This window comes from Pseudoalteromonas sp. SR41-1 (assembly GCF_014164015.1).
In the GTDB taxonomy this organism is placed as follows: Bacteria; Pseudomonadota; Gammaproteobacteria; order Enterobacterales; family Alteromonadaceae; genus Pseudoalteromonas; species Pseudoalteromonas distincta.
This window is the reverse complement of record NZ_JACJEK010000020.1, coordinates 40,990-57,181: the sequence shown is the minus strand read 5'-3', so window position 1 is coordinate 57,181 and position 16,192 is coordinate 40,990. Positions and strand designations below refer to the sequence as shown.

General features: G+C 39.7%; 17 protein-coding genes and 1 riboswitch. Of the genes, 10 read left to right on the top strand and 7 right to left on the bottom strand.

The annotated features are described in order from the left end of the window. Nucleotides 1-65: 65 nt before the first annotated feature. From H5118_RS16475 to recQ, 4 genes are all read right to left on the bottom strand, one after another. The gene (locus H5118_RS16475; RefSeq protein ID WP_138489650.1) at nt 66-638 is read right to left on the bottom strand and encodes a mechanosensitive ion channel domain-containing protein; all 573 of its coding nucleotides are present in this window, start codon (nt 636-638) and stop codon (nt 66-68) included. A 64-nt stretch (nt 639-702) separates the two neighbouring features. Next, complete coding sequence (locus H5118_RS16470; protein WP_182749532.1) at nt 703-2,412, bottom strand: BamA/TamA family outer membrane protein; 1,710 nt, start codon at nt 2,410-2,412, stop codon at nt 703-705. Nucleotides 2,413-2,581: 169 nt separating this feature from the next. Continuing rightward, the gene (locus H5118_RS16465; RefSeq protein WP_002961372.1) at nt 2,582-2,866 is read right to left on the bottom strand and encodes a DUF3630 family protein; all 285 of its coding nucleotides are present in this window, start codon (nt 2,864-2,866) and stop codon (nt 2,582-2,584) included. A 7-nt stretch (nt 2,867-2,873) separates the two neighbouring features. Further along, complete coding sequence (recQ, locus tag H5118_RS16460; RefSeq protein ID WP_182749531.1) at nt 2,874-4,697, bottom strand: DNA helicase RecQ; 1,824 nt, start codon at nt 4,695-4,697, stop codon at nt 2,874-2,876. 133 nt (nt 4,698-4,830) lie between these two features. Between recQ and H5118_RS16455 the strand changes: the two genes are divergently transcribed. Continuing rightward, nucleotides 4,831-5,286, top strand: a complete 456-nt coding sequence (locus tag H5118_RS16455; protein ID WP_024596241.1) for a thioesterase family protein — start codon at nt 4,831-4,833, stop codon at nt 5,284-5,286. A gap of 51 nt (nt 5,287-5,337) precedes the next feature. Beyond that, the gene (gene rarD, locus H5118_RS16450) at nt 5,338-6,255 is read left to right on the top strand and encodes an EamA family transporter RarD (RefSeq protein WP_039488332.1); all 918 of its coding nucleotides are present in this window, start codon (nt 5,338-5,340) and stop codon (nt 6,253-6,255) included. A gap of 16 nt (nt 6,256-6,271) precedes the next feature. Here the strand turns inward: rarD and H5118_RS16445 are convergent, their stop codons facing one another. Next, entirely contained in the window at nt 6,272-7,507 is a 1,236-nt protein-coding gene (locus H5118_RS16445) for a response regulator (RefSeq protein WP_182749530.1), read from the bottom strand. 86 nt (nt 7,508-7,593) lie between these two features. Beyond that, the gene (locus H5118_RS16440) at nt 7,594-7,968 is read right to left on the bottom strand and encodes a DUF413 domain-containing protein (RefSeq protein WP_024596244.1); all 375 of its coding nucleotides are present in this window, start codon (nt 7,966-7,968) and stop codon (nt 7,594-7,596) included. A 91-nt stretch (nt 7,969-8,059) separates the two neighbouring features. Here H5118_RS16440 and H5118_RS16435 point away from each other — a divergent pair, with 91 nt between their 5' ends. The 8 genes from H5118_RS16435 to ung all read left to right on the top strand — a co-directional run bounded on the left by H5118_RS16435 (nt 8,060) and on the right by ung (nt 15,891). After that, complete coding sequence (locus H5118_RS16435) at nt 8,060-8,932, top strand: LysR family transcriptional regulator (RefSeq protein ID WP_024596245.1); 873 nt, start codon at nt 8,060-8,062, stop codon at nt 8,930-8,932. A gap of 166 nt (nt 8,933-9,098) precedes the next feature. Beyond that, a complete protein-coding gene (locus H5118_RS16430) occupies nt 9,099-10,031 on the top strand; it encodes a porin (protein WP_182694193.1) in 933 nt (310 codons plus the stop codon). Between the two features lie 61 nt (nt 10,032-10,092). Beyond that, nucleotides 10,093-10,227: riboswitch (cobalamin riboswitch) on the top strand. 245 nt (nt 10,228-10,472) lie between these two features. Further along, nucleotides 10,473-11,285 carry an ABC transporter ATP-binding protein gene (locus H5118_RS16425; RefSeq protein ID WP_182749529.1) on the top strand — a complete coding sequence of 271 codons (813 nt, stop codon included), beginning with the start codon at nt 10,473-10,475 and terminating at the stop codon, nt 11,283-11,285. A gap of 1 nt (nt 11,286) precedes the next feature. After that, on the top strand, nt 11,287-12,291 hold the full coding sequence (locus H5118_RS16420; protein ID WP_182749528.1) for an iron ABC transporter permease: 1,005 nt from the start codon (nt 11,287-11,289) through the stop codon (nt 12,289-12,291). A gap of 4 nt (nt 12,292-12,295) precedes the next feature. Further along, a complete protein-coding gene (locus tag H5118_RS16415; RefSeq protein WP_182749527.1) occupies nt 12,296-13,780 on the top strand; it encodes a cobyric acid synthase in 1,485 nt (494 codons plus the stop codon). Beyond that, nucleotides 13,773-14,372 (top strand): cob(I)yrinic acid a,c-diamide adenosyltransferase, encoded by a 600-nt coding sequence (gene cobO, locus H5118_RS16410; protein WP_024604202.1) that lies wholly within the window; start codon nt 13,773-13,775, stop codon nt 14,370-14,372. Before H5118_RS16415 ends, cobO begins: the two co-directional genes overlap by 8 nt. Further along, entirely contained in the window at nt 14,372-15,232 is an 861-nt protein-coding gene (locus H5118_RS16405) for a cobalamin-binding protein (RefSeq protein ID WP_182749526.1), read from the top strand. Before cobO ends, H5118_RS16405 begins: the two co-directional genes overlap by 1 nt. Continuing rightward, nucleotides 15,229-15,891: a uracil-DNA glycosylase gene (gene ung, locus H5118_RS16400; RefSeq protein ID WP_182695436.1), complete on the top strand. Its 663-nt coding sequence runs from the start codon at nt 15,229-15,231 to the stop codon at nt 15,889-15,891. The genes H5118_RS16405 and ung overlap by 4 nt, the downstream gene beginning before the upstream one ends. 87 nt (nt 15,892-15,978) lie before the next feature. Here the strand turns inward: ung and H5118_RS16395 are convergent, their stop codons facing one another. Continuing rightward, nucleotides 15,979-16,167, bottom strand: coding sequence for a DUF3545 family protein (locus tag H5118_RS16395; RefSeq protein ID WP_002961395.1), 189 nt, complete (start codon nt 16,165-16,167; stop codon nt 15,979-15,981). Nucleotides 16,168-16,192 lie beyond the last annotated feature (25 nt).

Genomic DNA, 16,192 nt, shown 5'->3' with positions numbered 1-16,192 from the left:
CGCAGTAGGTAATTACTTACTGCGGCTTTTTTGTGGACATTGCTTTATCAACGATGCTTTTTAAACTATGTTTTTTTAGGACCAATAATACGCTTTATAACAGGGGTTTTAGTTGGCTTTGGTTCTTTATTTAAAACCATGACAGGACGGGTCACAAATAAATTGTTAGGGTAAATTACACGGTGCCCATCAATATGTTCAAGTACTACATTCATTAAGCCCATTTCAACAATGCGCCCTTCAACATGATTCGCACCATCAATAATTCGTACCCAATAACCAACGCGGCAATCGTTTTGAATAAACATCAGTAAAAATGCGGTGAGATTACTCAATAATGACCAAGCGGCAAAAAGCGCTACCCCTAACATGGCAAATAAAGAAGAGCCTAAAACCAATAAACCACGCAGCTCTATACCCCAAAATACTAAAACCAAACACAGTACTACAAAGGCGAGTATAATTTTTAGTAAAAGCTCTGCACGGTATTTTCGGTGTAAATCTACTTTGCCTTTAATCGCTTTTTCGAGTAGTTTTTTGGTTATTTTTAATAGAAGAGGGAAAACCAAAATAGCGATTATAGTTACAACTAACTTATATTGTGATGCAAACAATTCTAAAACTTCTATTATTTCCACATTAGGTCCTGAACTTTCATAACAATTTAATGCAATTGGTATTAGTTTAACGTGTTTGTATTATTTAAAAAGTGTTTTTAACGCTTACTAGCCACTGGACTGAGTCTACATCGTCGTAGCTATCAACAGGGGCGGCAATATCAATGTGGATCATGGTTCCTGAGTTTGCGCGACTCGGTGCCAAACGCAGACCAACGCCTACATTTTTCAATACATGTGCATTTTCACCGTTATCTTCATTGTTAAACCATGCTCTGCCTACATCTACAAAAGCTGCGCCACCCACTTTAAATAGTTGTAGTAAATCGTACTCCCAGTAATAGCGCTTTTCTAAATTAACTAAAAAGCTGCGATCGCCATGTTGATAATCCATCGGGTAACCACGCAGGCCTGTTTCGCCACCTAAAGTAAGCTGTTGATCAGCAGTCAGGTTTTTGGCGTATTGCACGCGGGCTTTAACATACCAAGATTGGTCTTCACTGGTATTTAAATAATATTGTACTTGGCTGGTGGCCATAAAGTTTTCGAGTTTTTTCTGTTCTTTATTCCAATAGCCATCAATATCAGCACTAAAACGCCATAAAGTATTATCGTTAGTAAAGTGGGCTTTTTTGAAGTTAAAAGAATACACCGCGCGGCTGTCGTCATTACTTAAGGACTCATCTGAATAGCCAATTAAGCTTTTAATATTCCAACCTAAATTTAAATCCTCAGTGCGAGATATACTGTCGAAGTTGCGTACTTTTATGTAGTTATCTTCAAACCAATGGCCGCTTATAAAGGGATAACTTAAGCTTCTGTCATCGGCAAGTGGTGCAAATGTGGTGTCTATAGCTTCAAAGGTATGCTGCTCGTCGGTATAGCCTAACGTTAGTCGCTGGGTCCAATTATTATTAAGCGCTTTAGAGTGTCCTATAAATACACGGTTTAAGTCGGTAGTTTGATCAAATTCGCTAAACTCTTCGCCGCGTTTATATAATGACTCTTCGCGTTGCTCAGAATAGCTTAAAATACCGTAACTAAAGGGGGTGTCAATTGCGTAAAATGGATAGGTTAGCTCAAGCAAATGGCGCTTGCCGTCGCTGTTATCGGCGTACTCTAAACGGCCTCGGTAGCGAGTAGATAAAATATTAGGATCGTCGTAAACAAATAAATAACCGCTGCGATCGCTGTCAGTCGTGCGCGAAAAAGAAAGACGCTTACCCCACCCAAGCAGGTTAGATTCTCTAAAACCTATACTCGATTTGTTTTCTCCACCGCTTCGACTAAAGTTCACTTCTGGTAAAAGTGTCCATAAATCACGGGTAACCACTTCTACATTAACGTCGCCGTCGCAGTTTTCGGTTGCATTAATTTGTGCATCATATAAATAGCTTTCTTTACGAAGTAAACGCTCAGATTCTGCGAGCTTTTTAGCGTCGTACTTGTCACCAGGGGAGAATAATAAAAGGTTATTGATTACATCGGGCTCAGTTTGAATATGAGCACGGTTAGCAAATCGAAATAGTGCATTATTTTCCTCTTCAAGCTCAGTATTAAATACATTAAGTTGCTTGAGCTTTATTGAGGCTATTTTTGCGTTACTGTTACTGTGCGTGAGGGTTGTTTTGTCTTGAACTTCTCGGCGTAGGTTTTTATTTGTGCTTAAATCTGTCTGTTCTACAAGGCAGTTATCAGTTTTCATTGAAGATTGTTGTGCGAACGTTTTAGGCACATAAAAGCTTAAAACCGTTAAACTAATACAACATTGTGCTATCCATTTCTTGCTCACCATTAAACCTCTTACTGCTACGTAGCAAATGACTATCGTAATATCAGCTTACATCATTGTTATTATAATGTAAGTAAAAGGTATGGATTTTGAAATTAATTAATTGTTACTCATATTCACTTTTGTTAATAGCTAGCTGGTTTGCAGCGACCTATGCGCTAGGCATTAAAAGCTAGCTTAAATAAAATGCTAAAGCGGCGAGTAAGTGTTCAGCTTCATGACCTTCGGCATTAATCCAGATGCTTTGGCTGTAATGCTCATAGTTTAAATTAAAGGTTTGATGATTATAGGTAAAGCGAACTTGATGTCGATCGGCGCCAGCAGAATATTCGTTGAGTGTTACTTCGTCTGAGTGTAAAAATAATGTACTCCACAGCTCAAAGTCTTCATCGTTTGGTAGCTCAATGGGATTAATCAAAATACATTTGTGTGTATGGTCATATTCTATTTGGGTCATAATGCTCTTAATTAGTAGCTAGGTAATGTCGAATTGCCGTTAAAAATTCGCCGCCGTACTTATTTAACTTAGTAAAACCAACACCTGAGACCTTTAAAAATTCACTGTCGTTTGTTGGCATAAGCTGCGCCATTTCGGCTAACGTTTTATCATTAAATACTACATAAGGTGGCACATCGTCGGCATCAGCAAGTTCTTTACGAAGTGCGCGCAGGCGAGCAAAGAGTTTTTTGTCGTAATTAAATTGCGCTAACTTATCTTGATAAACGTGTTTGGCTTGCAGGCGTGGCTCGGCTAATTGCAGTGCGTATTCACCTTTTAAAATTACACGCGCGGCTTCGGTTAATCTAAGTGACGCACCTTGTGTTATATCTTGGCTAAGTAAGCCTTGATGAATAAGTTGGCGTAAAATACTGAGCCAAAACTCACTGCTTTTATCTTTACCTATGCCGTAGGTACTTAACTCATGATGATTATTATCGCGGATGCGGCTCGTGTTTGCACCGCGAAGTAATTCAACAATATAACCAAGTCCAAAACGTTGTCCCGCTCTGTACACACACGAAAGTGCTTGCTGAGCGACTAACGTACCATCAAAACTTTTTGGCGGATTTAAGCAAATATCGCAGTTGCCACAAGGTTCGCGTTGATATTCACTAAAGTAGTTAAGTAATATTTGACGACGACATGTTTGCGCTTCGGCAAAGCTTGCCATTGCGTTAAAGCGTTGTTCTTCTACGCGGCGGCGTTGTTCGTCGTCTATGTCTTCAAAAAAGCGCCTTACGCGACCAATATCAGCTGGATCAAAATACATTATAGCTTCTGCGGCAAGTCCATCTCGCCCAGCTCGACCAGTTTCTTGATAGTACGACTCTATACTTTTTGGAATATCGTAATGCAGTACAAAACGCACATTAGGCTTGTTTATGCCCATACCAAAAGCAACGGTTGCGACCACTATTTGTATATCGTCACGGGCAAACCCGGTTTGTACAAATTGTCGTTGCTCGTTACTCATACCAGCATGATAAGCGGCAGCGTTTAGTCCTGCATCTGCAAGCTTTTCAGCAATGTCGTCTACGCGTTTACGGCTGGTGCAATAAATGATACCGCTTTGGCTTTTTTGCTCCTTTAGGTAGCGAAGCAATTGCACCATAGGTTTAAATTTTTCTTCTATGGTGTAACGAATATTGGGGCGATCAAAGCTGCCAGTATGAATATAAGGCTGTTGTAGTTTTAATTGCTCAACTATATCAAACCGTGTGGCTTTATCGGCGGTGGCGGTTAATGCCATCATTGGGACATGTGCAAAACGTTGCTTTAATTCGTTTAAGCGAAAGTAATGAGGTCTAAAGTCATGACCCCAATGCGACACACAGTGCGCTTCGTCAATAGCAAATAAACTCACATTTAAATGCGATAAACGCTCTAAAAATTCGTGTTGTAATACTTTTTCAGGCGCCACATATAAGAGCTTAATTTGCCCCTGATGAAGCTGTTGATACACCAATTGCTGTTCTTCTCGTGCTAAGCTGTTATTAACGTAAGCGGCTTTTACCCCAAGAGCTTGCAGTTGCGTTACCTGATCTTGCATTAGCGATATAAGCGGAGATATAACAATGGTTACGCCTTCGAGTACTAAAGCAGGGATTTGGTAGCACACCGATTTTCCGCCGCCAGTAGGAAGCAATACAAGCGAGTCTTGACCGTTAATAGCGGCATCAATAACTGCTTTTTGACCGTCGCGAAATACACTGTAGCCAAACACTTGTTTGAGGACAGTTTCGGGTTTACGCACAAGGGTGCTAGAAGGTGGAGTTGATGTATTCATTGGCGGGTATTTTAGTGGTTTTTTAGTGAGATGTCTTTAGCTGAGTTACTTGATAAATTATTTAAGTGGAGTCTCGTAGTTTTACACTATGTATGTTTTACTCATCTTACCTGTTTTGACATAGAGAATAATAATGAATAAAGAAATGTTAATTGAACAAGTGGGCGCGTTATTTGTAAATGGCATGCCGTTTAACCAGTTTTTACAAATATCGGTTGAGTCGTTAAGCCCTGAACAGGCCAAAATTACGTTCCCGTGGCAGGATGTACTAATTGGTAATCCTGCGCAAAAAATACTCCATGGTGGTGTTATTTCAGCCGTACTTGATAATGTAGGCGGTATGCTCGCTGCAGCAAGTGTAATTGATAAACTCACCGATTTAGATATTACAAGCGTGCAAACAAAATTAGCCACGCTTGGGACTATCGACTTACGTACTGATTATTTGCGCCCTGGTAAAGGAGAGAGCTTTACTGCCAGCGCAACACTTATTCGTTCAGGTAATAAAGTATGTGTATGCAGAATGGAATTACATAACGAACAGTCTGTTCAAATTGCTTTTGGAACCGGCACGTATTTAGTTGGATAAAACGCGTATGGCAAGTAAACTAGCGGCCTTTTAAATCACTAAGTGTGTATTATGTCGATTGATACTGAGCAGCGTAAAGGTGCTATTTTTGCTTGTCTTGCTTTTTTAATGTGGGGCCTTGCGCCAATATACTTTAAGTTGATTCAGCATGTTTCTGCTTTTGAAATTTTAATGCATCGGGTTATTTGGTCGGTTGTGTTTTTAGTATTGGTAGTAAGTGTTTTACGGTATTGGGGTAAAATTAAACGCATTATCGTTCAACCTAAGCTTTTGCTTATGCTTGTTATCACCTCTGCACTGCTTGGGTTTAATTGGGGTTTATTTATATGGGCTATAAATAATAACCACATGCTTGATGCAAGCTTGGGCTATTACATAAATCCTCTTTTAAATGTATTACTGGGTATGCTTTTTTTAGGCGAACGCCTGCGTAAGTTCCAAGGCGTAGCAGTAGCCCTTGCCTTTAGCGGTGTAGTGCTGCAGCTAATTAGTTTTGGCTCGTTTCCGGTAGTTGCCTTTTCACTGGCTATATCATTTGCACTTTATGGTTTATTACGTAAAAAGTTACCGGTTGAAGCCTTGCCTGGCATTTTACTCGAAGCACTTATATTACTGCCTGTCGCACTTATTTATTGGTGGTTAATGGTGCCTACAGCAACATCAAGCCTGCCAGCTAATGATTGGCATACTAATGTACTACTGATTAGTGCAGGTATTGTAACTACATTACCACTGCTGTGTTTTACCGGTGCAGCTAAGCGTTTGCAATATACTACACTTGGCTTTTTTCAATACATTGGGCCAAGCTTAATGTTTATACTAGCTGTGGTGTTTTATGGTGAAGTGTTTGATGCAGAGCGTGTAGTAACATTTGCATGTATTTGGAGTGCACTGGCTATTTTTAGTTGGGACTCTTACCATCAATCACGCAAACGTAAAAAAGCGGCTATTACAGCCGCAGAAGTATAATTAACTAATAAAATGGTTAACTAACTACTTTATTACGACCAGATTCTTTAGCGTCGTAAAGCTTTAAGTCGGCCTGTTTTAAAAGTTCATCAATTTGATAAACAGGCCCGTTTGCAAAGCCAATAGAAATGGTGAATTTTATTTTAGCTTTACTAAACTCTTGGCTATTCATTTCTATAAAATACCTAAAGCCTTCAAGGCGTTTAAGGGCTTCTTGTTTATCTGCATCTATAAAATAAACTGCAAACTCTTCACCACCTAAGCGCGCTACTAAGTGCTTTTTAAAGTATTTACTGAAGCAAATAGAGAGTCCTTTTAATACTTCGTCGCCAACATCGTGTCCGTATGTATCGTTAATTGATTTAAAGTGATCAATATCAAGCATAGCTAAAGCACCGTCACCTTTAGTATGTTTTATTTGCTTTAATGATTTTTCAGCTTCTTCAAAAAAGTAACGACGATTTGGTAAATTAGTTAAATAATCTGTGTTGGCTTGTCGCCTTATGGTGGCTATAAGGTCTAACATATCGACGTTTTGACTAAGCCTGCAGTAAAACTCTTCGCTATTAAAAGGTTTGTGCAAATAATCGTTTGCGCCATTTTTTAAAAATAAACTAGAAAGCCCTACAGAGTCAGAACCCGAAATACCAATAATAGCCTTTTCATCATTGCTATATAAGCGGCGAATCTCGCTACATAGTTCATCGCCATTCATGTTGGGCATTTCATTATCAGTAATAATAACTGAAATATCAGGTGAAGCTTCAAGGAGGTTTAACGCTTCTTGTCCGTCTTGCGCTTCAATAATTTGATACTTATGGCGCACTAATAAACTACAAATGTATCGTCGGGTCGATTTAGAGTCGTCAACAACGAGTACTTTTACATTTTCGTTGCGAGGCAGGCGCTGTAACTGTTTTTCGAGGTACTGATAAGCTTGTTTATTTTCTTTAATGATGTAATCGATGATTGGGTATTTTTCTACAGTGTCGCGAGTTTTTTTATCAATATTGCCCGTCATTACAATAGTTGGAATGTCTGCATTAATAGTACAAGGTACAGCCTCACCTAATGGGGCATCAGGTAATATAAAGTCAACTACAGCGCAAAAATAGCTATTTTTACTTATAAGCTCTTTTGTTTGCGCTAATGACTCAGCTATATCAACTTCATAACCAGCCTTAAGCGCGATGTGCTTTTGCACTCGCGCCATGGCAGGTGTATCTTCAACTATTAGTATTTTTCGCGTCACGGAACAACCCTATATATATTTTGCAAAAATATTTGCTTATACAAGTTGTAACTGTTAAAACGCAAAAAAGCAAATAACTTAAATACTTACAGATTATCCGCTTCTGAATAATACTCTTGGCTAATCGGCGCCGGGCTCGACATTTTTGAACGGCCAAATAAAGTATGAAACTTAGTTTTGCAGGTCGTTAGTTTTAAGTATTTTACCCAAGCTCGTTCGATTGGGTTGGTAGGTTCTTGTGAGCCAGTTACGACTGCTACAAACTGTTCTTGGTGTTCGTTTTGCGGCTCAATTGTTTTACTGTATAAGCCTTTTAAAACAACTCCGTGTTGTTCAAGTATGCTGGCTTCTAATAAGGTGAAGTTTCCGCTGCGGCTAAAGCCTCGTGGAAAGTTTTGATCATCATAAAATTGACGTTGGCTAACAAATGCTTGGCGTAGTAATGAAATGTTATTGCTCATAGCTTTATCCTCATACCTTAGTAATTAGCTGGAGTATGATGCAAGTTTGGCAATTTATTAAACAAATTATTTTTATCGTGAGGATAAAAAATTGGATATCGATTTATTAAAAACATTCGTTGAGGTAGTGCGTACGCGTCACTTTGGTAAAGCGGCCGAAAACCTTTATATTACGCAGTCTGCAGTGAGCTTTAGAATTCGCCAATTAGAGCAAGGGCTTGGTGTTAATTTGTTTATTCGCCAGCGTAATAACATTCAACTTACAGCACCTGGCGAGCGCTTATTACCCCATGCACAAATGATTATTACGGGCATGCAACGCGCCAAAGTGGATGTTGCGCTTGCCGATAATATGCATAAGCAAATTAGCTTAGCAGGAACGCCTAATATTTGGGATGCTTTTTTACAGTTTGGTATAACAAATATTGTATCGGCGATGCCGGGCGTGTCATTAGTCGCAGAAGTTAAAGCACAACAAGAAAGCACTCGGCTGTTATTAGAACGCACGCTTGATTTGGCAATATTGTTTGATCCACCAAAAGTAGACGAGCTAGTGGTAGAGCGAATCTGTGAGTTGCCAATCATTCCCGTAAGCGGATACGACACTGCAACGAACGAAAACTTTTTTGATAATCAGTATGTATATGTTGATTGGGGAACTACTTTTTCACTTTGGCATGCGCGTCAGTTTACCGGTAAAACACCGCCTTATTTTAGAACCAGCACAGGACGTATTGCACTTGATTTAATACTGCAATGTGGCGGCAGTGCATTTATACCTCAAGTATTGGTAGAAGGGCATTTAGAAAAAGGTGAACTGTTTCATGTTAAAGATGTAGAAAATACCTCGCGAGACGTGTTTATAGCGTATCACAGAGACAACGAGCAAAAAGAGTTAATAGAAACCTTAGTTAATTTACTATCGCAAATGACCCCAAGCTTGTCATTAAAGAAAAGTAAGTAAGTTCGGCCGTTTATTAGGCTTTCATGTTATTTTGATTTCAAATTTAATGCATTTTTATTAATAAAAAAAGACATTAATATTTCCATTGTAATATTACTGTCATTTAGCGGTGACAAAATGCAGCAGTTTTAAAAATTAGTCTTTTGTGATTATCCAAGGAAATAACATGAAATTTGTAAAATCGAGCTTATGCTTAGCACTATTAAGTGGTTTATCTTTTAATGCACTTGCCGATGTAGACATTTACGGTAAAGCGAATGTAACAGTGCAATCATCTGATGACGGCGAAGGATCTTTTACTGAGATAAAAAGTAATGCATCTCGTCTTGGTGTTAAAGGTTCTGAAAAAATAAATGATAGTTTAGAAGCGGTATATAAGTTTGAGTTTCAAGTTGATGTGTCTGATGCTGATTCAAAAGGCGATAACGACGACAATATTTCTGCGCGTAACCAATACGTTGGTTTAAAAGGTGCGTTTGGCCAAGTGGTTATTGGTCGTAACGATACTGCGCTTAAACAATCTCAAGGTAAGTTAGACTTGTTTAACGACCTTGAAGGCGATATTAAAAATGTATTTAAAGGTGAAAACCGTTTAGGGAATACTGTTAGTTATTCATCAAACTCATACGAAGGTTTTAAAGTACTTGCTACTTTTGTAGCTGAAGATGATGTAGACGCTGATAACGGTTACTCAATGGCGGTTACTTACGGTGACGTGGCACTTAAAAAGAGCGCAGTATATGCCTCTATCGCAGCCGATAGTGAAGTAAATGGCTACGATGTATTACGCGCGTCAATCCAAGGTAAAGTTGAAAACTTTAAGTTAGGTGCAATGTACCAAACACAAGAAAAAGTTGACGGCAGCGCAGAAGCGGATGGTTATCTATTAAATGCAGCTTACAGCATGGGTAACAACACATTTAAATTGCAATACCAAGACATGGACTTTGACGACAGCGACGATAAGTCAGCAATATCAGTTGGTCTTGATCACAAATTAAATAAAAACATTAAAGTATTTGGCTTTTACTCAAGCTTCGACATGGACAACAACGTTGACCAAGACTACGTAGGCTTAGGTATGGAATACAAGTTTTAACTATTCGCTAAATTAGTTAAAACACTCCCTTTTTAACCGCGCTCTTTTGAGTGCGGTTTTTTTTGCTTTAAATTATTTACTTAGCCGCCCATAATAGAGCTTCATTTGGAATGAGGTGCGAGTCCTCGACTGTTCCCGCAACTGTAATTAGCGCAAAGCTTTAAGTCAGATACAAATGGTATAATACCAATTTTATTAAAAACATGATCTTTCTAGCGAATTAAATAACTTACTAACTTCGTTAAAAATTATTCATATAGAACAAGTATATGTCATAATTTCCGCTTTGTTATTAAGCTATTTCTTTGTCGCTATAATAAATCACTAATTTAGTGCAATTGGTATAAATTCTTTTAACGAGCGGGTTTACTCATTTTTTCTTGTAGTGCATTAGTATTTTTATCGCATTTTAGTGAGTTTAATCCCGTCTAGGACTGACTATTGCACACTCAAACGCCATTAAATATACCATTACTAAACGTTAAAAACGTATCGTGGGGTATTGGCAATAAAACGATCCTCAAAAAAATAAACCTTACAATACACGAAGGTAAATTTGTTGGTTTAATTGGACCTAATGGCGCAGGTAAATCGAGCTTATTGCGTTGTTTATATCGTTTTAATAAACCCAGTGATGGCGTTGTAGAGTTTAACAACACCGATATTTGGCAGCTAAAAAGCGATGAGTACGCAAAAAAAGTAGCGGTTGTTTTACAAGAAACCCCGTCGCAATTTAACTTAAGCGTATTTGATGTTATTGCACTTGGGCTAACGCCTCATAAATCGCTATTTAGCTCAGTAACTAACATTGATAAACAAAAAATTACCCAAGCTATCAACACTGTAGGGTTGGCAGATCATATCGATCAAAGCTTTGAGTCACTTTCGGGTGGTGAAAAGCAACGTGCCTTGATAGCCCGCGCCATAGTTCAGCAACCTCAGTTGTTAATAATGGACGAACCAACTAGCCATTTAGATGTTAAATACCAAATACAGGTAATGGAGCTTGCTAAATCGTTGGGTGTAACGGTGTTTGCATCGTTTCACGATTTAAACTTAGCTTCTGCAATGTGCGATGAACTAGTGGTTATTAAAAATGGTGAAATTACACATACAGGCACGCCAAGTGAGGTATTAACCGAAAACATGCTAGGCGACGTTTTTGGTGTCTGCGCTCAAGTAAATAACCACCCGCAAATATCGGAGTCGGGAAATAGCATCCCTCATATCACTTACTTTTATGGTTACGAATAATATGATCGCAGTTAATACTCGCCAATCACTTGCGCTATTTATCAGTGCTGCAGCTGCTTTATTTAGCTTATTTGCAGCACTTAGTTTTGGCGCAGCAGAGACCTCACTTCAAGATGTATTTAATAGCTTTTTACTCTCAAATGATGCGTCTTTTAATTCGCGTATTATTTTTGAACTAAGAATGCCACGCACATTACTCGCCTTTTTAGCCGGCTCTGGCTTAGCAATTGCGGGGCTTATTTTACAAACGGTAACGCGTAACCCTTTAGCCGATCCTTACTTATTTGGTATATCGTCGGGTGCCTCATTTGGCGTGGTGTTACTTATGGCATTTGCAGGTATTAGCGCAGGTTTTATGTTATCGGCAGCAGCGTTATTAGGTAGCTTACTCGCTATGAGTTTATTAATACTTATTGCAGGTAGGCAGCAAAGTGCACAGGTAGAATCAATGTTATTAGCTGGTGTTGCTCTGTCGTTTTTATTTAGTGCATTTACCAGCTTGCTGCTTTATTGGAGCGACCCTCAGGCGGTAGCCGCTATTTTATTTTGGACACTGGGCAGCTTTTCGCGTGCGCAGTGGGCTACGCTTTGGTTGCCTTTATTGGTAATTACATTGTGTACGTTTGTAATGCTGAGCTTTAGAAGGCAGCTAAATGCTATGTTACTGGGCGATGAAAGCGCAATTACATTAGGTGTGAGGGTTCAGCGCTTTAGAATACTTATGCTGGTTTTAAGCTCATTAATTACCGCTGTGCTGGTGGCTATGTGTGGTGGTATTGGGTTTGTAGGATTAATGGTGCCGCATATTGTGCGCTTTTTTATATCCCAAGGCACCATCGCTGGCTTACTGGTAACCAGCTTGGTGGGCGGTACATTTATGGTGTGGGTTGATGTACTTTCGCGCTCATTGCTGAAAAACCAAGAACTGCCCGTAGGTGTTATTACTGCAGCTATTGGTAGCGTGTTCTTTTTGAGTCTATTGTTTTTTAGAAAGCGAAGGGTGTAATTCCATGAAAACCTTAATGGTGCAAGGCACTACATCAGATGCTGGTAAAAGCACTTTAGTTGCTGCCCTTTGCAGGGTGTTTGCTAAGCGAGGGGTAAAGGTTGCGCCTTTTAAACCACAAAATATGGCACTTAATAGCGCAGTAACAAAAGATGGCGGCGAAATTGGTCGTGCGCAAGCTTTGCAAGCAATAGCAGCTAAAGTAGAGCCAGAAATAGACTTTAACCCTATATTACTTAAGCCTAATAGCGACACGGGCGCACAAGTAATTATTCACGGAAAAGCCGTTAGTAATATGGAAGCGGGCAAATATCACGACTATAAAAAAGTGGCGATGGATGCAGTAATTACTTCACATAACCGCTTAGCTAAACGCTTTGAATTACTCCTTGTTGAAGGGGCTGGGAGCCCTGCTGAAATAAATCTGCGTGAAAACGATATTGCTAATATGGGCTACGCCGAAGAGGTAGATTGCCCAGTAATTATAATTGCTGATATTGATAAAGGCGGCGTATTTGCACACTTGGTAGGTACGCTTGCGTTGTTAAGCGAGTCAGAACAAGCGCGCGTAAAGGGTTTTGTTATAAACCGCTTTAGAGGCGATATAGGTTTGCTGCAAGGCGGGCTTGATTGGCTTGAAGAATACACAAACAAACCCGTACTTGGCGTATTACCTTATTTACACGACCTTGCGCTTGATGCTGAAGACGCCGTCGCAATTGATAATAACGTAACTAACGCCACAATTAATATTGCAGTGCTGCTTGTACCCCACATTAGTAACCACACCGATTTTGACGCACTGCGTTTGCACCCAAACATTAGTATAAATTACGTGCGCCATACGCAAACGATCCCAGACGTTGATCTGATAATTCTTCCAGGCAGTAAAAACGTGCTGGGCGATTTAACCTTTTTGAAAAATGAAGGCTGGGAGACTCAAATTAAACGCCACTTACGCTATGGTGGTAAAGTACTTGGCATTTGTGGCGGCATGCAAATGCTGGGCAATACGCTTAACGATCCCGAGGGTATTGAGTCATCATTAAAGCAAGTAAATGGGCTTGCTCTGTGCGATTTTGAAACCACGCTAACAACACAAAAAGTATTAACTACAATAACCGCTACACTGCTTTTAAATAACCAATCAACACCCTGTAGTGGTTACGAAATACATGCAGGGATTAGCCAAGGTGCGGCGCTTAATAAGCCATTTTTAACCTTTGATGAAAGCCACCCACATGGCTTTACGTTTGATGGCTTTATTAGCGATGATAACGCCATTGCGGGCACTTATTTACATGGCTTATTTGATGAAGCCGATGCTACATCGCAAATTTTAAAATGGGTAAAACCAAGCGCCTCAATTAACCCAATTAGTATTGCCGCTCACCGCGAGCAGCAGTTAGAACGATTAGCAACCATGTGCGAAACGCATTTAAACATACAGCAAATTATCTCGATTTATGAAGGGCACAATAATGACTGAACAAAACAACGATAAGCATAAGCAGCGCCAACAAAAAGTAAAAGAACAAGTGGATGCACGTGTTGCCGCCGCACAAGATGTAAAAGGTATTTTTCAGGTAATTACCGGTAATGGTAAAGGTAAATCAACCTCAGGCTTTGGCGTTGTAGCACGCTGCGTTGGACATGGTAAAAAAGCAGCCGTTTGCCAATATATTAAAGGTACGTGGGAATGTGGCGAGCGTAATTTATTACAAAGTGCAGGTGTTGAGTTTGTTGTAATGAACACCGGTTTTACTTGGGATACGCAAAATAAAGAAGCCGATACTGCAGCCGCCCAAGCAACATGGCAAGAGTCAAAACGTATGCTTGCTGATAGCAGTATTGATTTAGTATTACTTGATGAGCTTACGTATATGGTGACTTACGGCTACGTTGATTTAGATGAAGTAGTAACAGCCCTTAATAACCGCCCACCCATGCAGTCAGTTATTATTACAGGGCGTGCAGCACATCGTACTTTAACCGACCTTGCCGACACAGTAAGTGAAGTGCGTAATGTAAAACATGCATTCGACTCAGGCATAAAAGCGCTCGAAGGGTTTGATTACTAATGTTTAAAGCGTTTTTTATTGGGGTGCTGCTTTTTTGTGTATCGGGCAGTGCACTTGCAGAGCTGGCTAATGATTCTAAAAAACTGCGAATAATCGCGCTTGCACCGCACATTGTCGAAAACCTATTTGCCATAGGGGCGGGCGATAATATTGTGGGCACGGTTGATTACGCCGACTACCCAAGTGAAGCCCAAAGTATTGAGCGCATAGGGGGTTATTACGGCATCTCGCTTGAAAAAGTGTTAGCGCTTAAACCTGATTTAGTTATTGCGTGGAAAAGCGGAAATCAAAGCGAAGATTTAGCCCAAATAGAGCGTTTAGGTATAAAAGTGTATTTGAGTAACCCCGTCACAATCGCTGGTGTAGCCGACGAGTTACTTACTTTTGGTGAATTTACAGGGAATATTGAGCAAAGCCAACAAGCGGCAAGCGCATTTACACAAAAACTAAACGCGATTATTAAAAGCCAGCAAGATAAAAAAAATATTACCGGATTTTATCAGTTATGGGCTGAGCCCATGATGACGGTAGGTAAAAACACATGGATAAATCAGCTGATTGAAACATGCCATGTAAGTAATGTATTTGCCGATAGCGTTACAGATTATCCGCAAATTAGTATCGAAAATGTTATTGTTACTAAGCCACAAGTTATTATTATCCCTGATGAAAAATCAAAAACACCACAGCCGGTTGTTAATTGGCAAAAGTGGCCAGAAGTACCGGCAGTTAAAAATGATCAATTTATTAGCGTAAATGCCGATTTATTACATCGTTTTACCCCGCGCATGCTAGATGGACTCGCGGATATGTGTGTTAAAATAGACGCATCACGTAAACAGATTAAGAGTACGCAATGAGCAATTGGGCTACATTTTTAGAAAGTGAATTACAGCAACCTTACATGCAGCAAACGTTAGAGTATGTGGCTAATCGCCGCAATGAAGGTGTTGCTGTTTACCCGCCTGAAGCTCAAGTATTTAGTGCTTTTGATGCCACCGCACTTAATGACATCCGCGTTGTAATTTTAGGACAAGACCCATACCACGGGGAAGGGCAAGCGCATGGCTTGTGTTTTTCGGTATTGCCTGATGTAAAAAAACTGCCACCGTCGCTTAAAAATATGTACAAAGAGTTAGCTGTCGATATCAGCGGGTTTATTATTCCTGAGCATGGTTACCTGCAAAGCTGGGCAGATCAGGGCGTGTTTTTACTCAATACAGTATTGACCGTTGAGCAAGGGCAAGCGCATTCACATAAGCATTTAGGATGGGAGCTATTTACCGATAATGTAATTGCCCATATTAATAAGCACTGCGAAGGTGTGGTATTTATTTTATGGGGGGCACATGCACAAAAAAAAGGTAAAGACATAGATAGCGCTCGCCATCATATTTTAAAAGGGCCGCACCCATCGCCGCTTTCGGCGCATAGAGGCTTTTTTGGTTGTAAGCATTTCTCACAAACGAATGAGTTATTGCAAGCCAAAAAAAATAAGCCAATTAACTGGCAAATCTAATTTATTCTAAAGAACTCAAATTGTTTAAATCATTAAAAAAGGCTTCCAGATTCTGGAAGCCTTTTTGTTTAGTTGGGGCGTATTGAATTAAAAATCGAGCTCATCAATTGCAATACTGTCTGTAAAGTAGTCTAGTTCTTGTAGTTCTTTACGTAGGCGCTGTTTGTCTTTTATTGCTTCTATTTCACGCCATTTTCTTTTTTTATTTTTCTGAGAGGTTTTTCTTGTTGTATCTGGTCCTTCTAATATCTCTAATATATCGTTTAGGCTATCCATGAACTTCTCCTATTGATTTTATTGA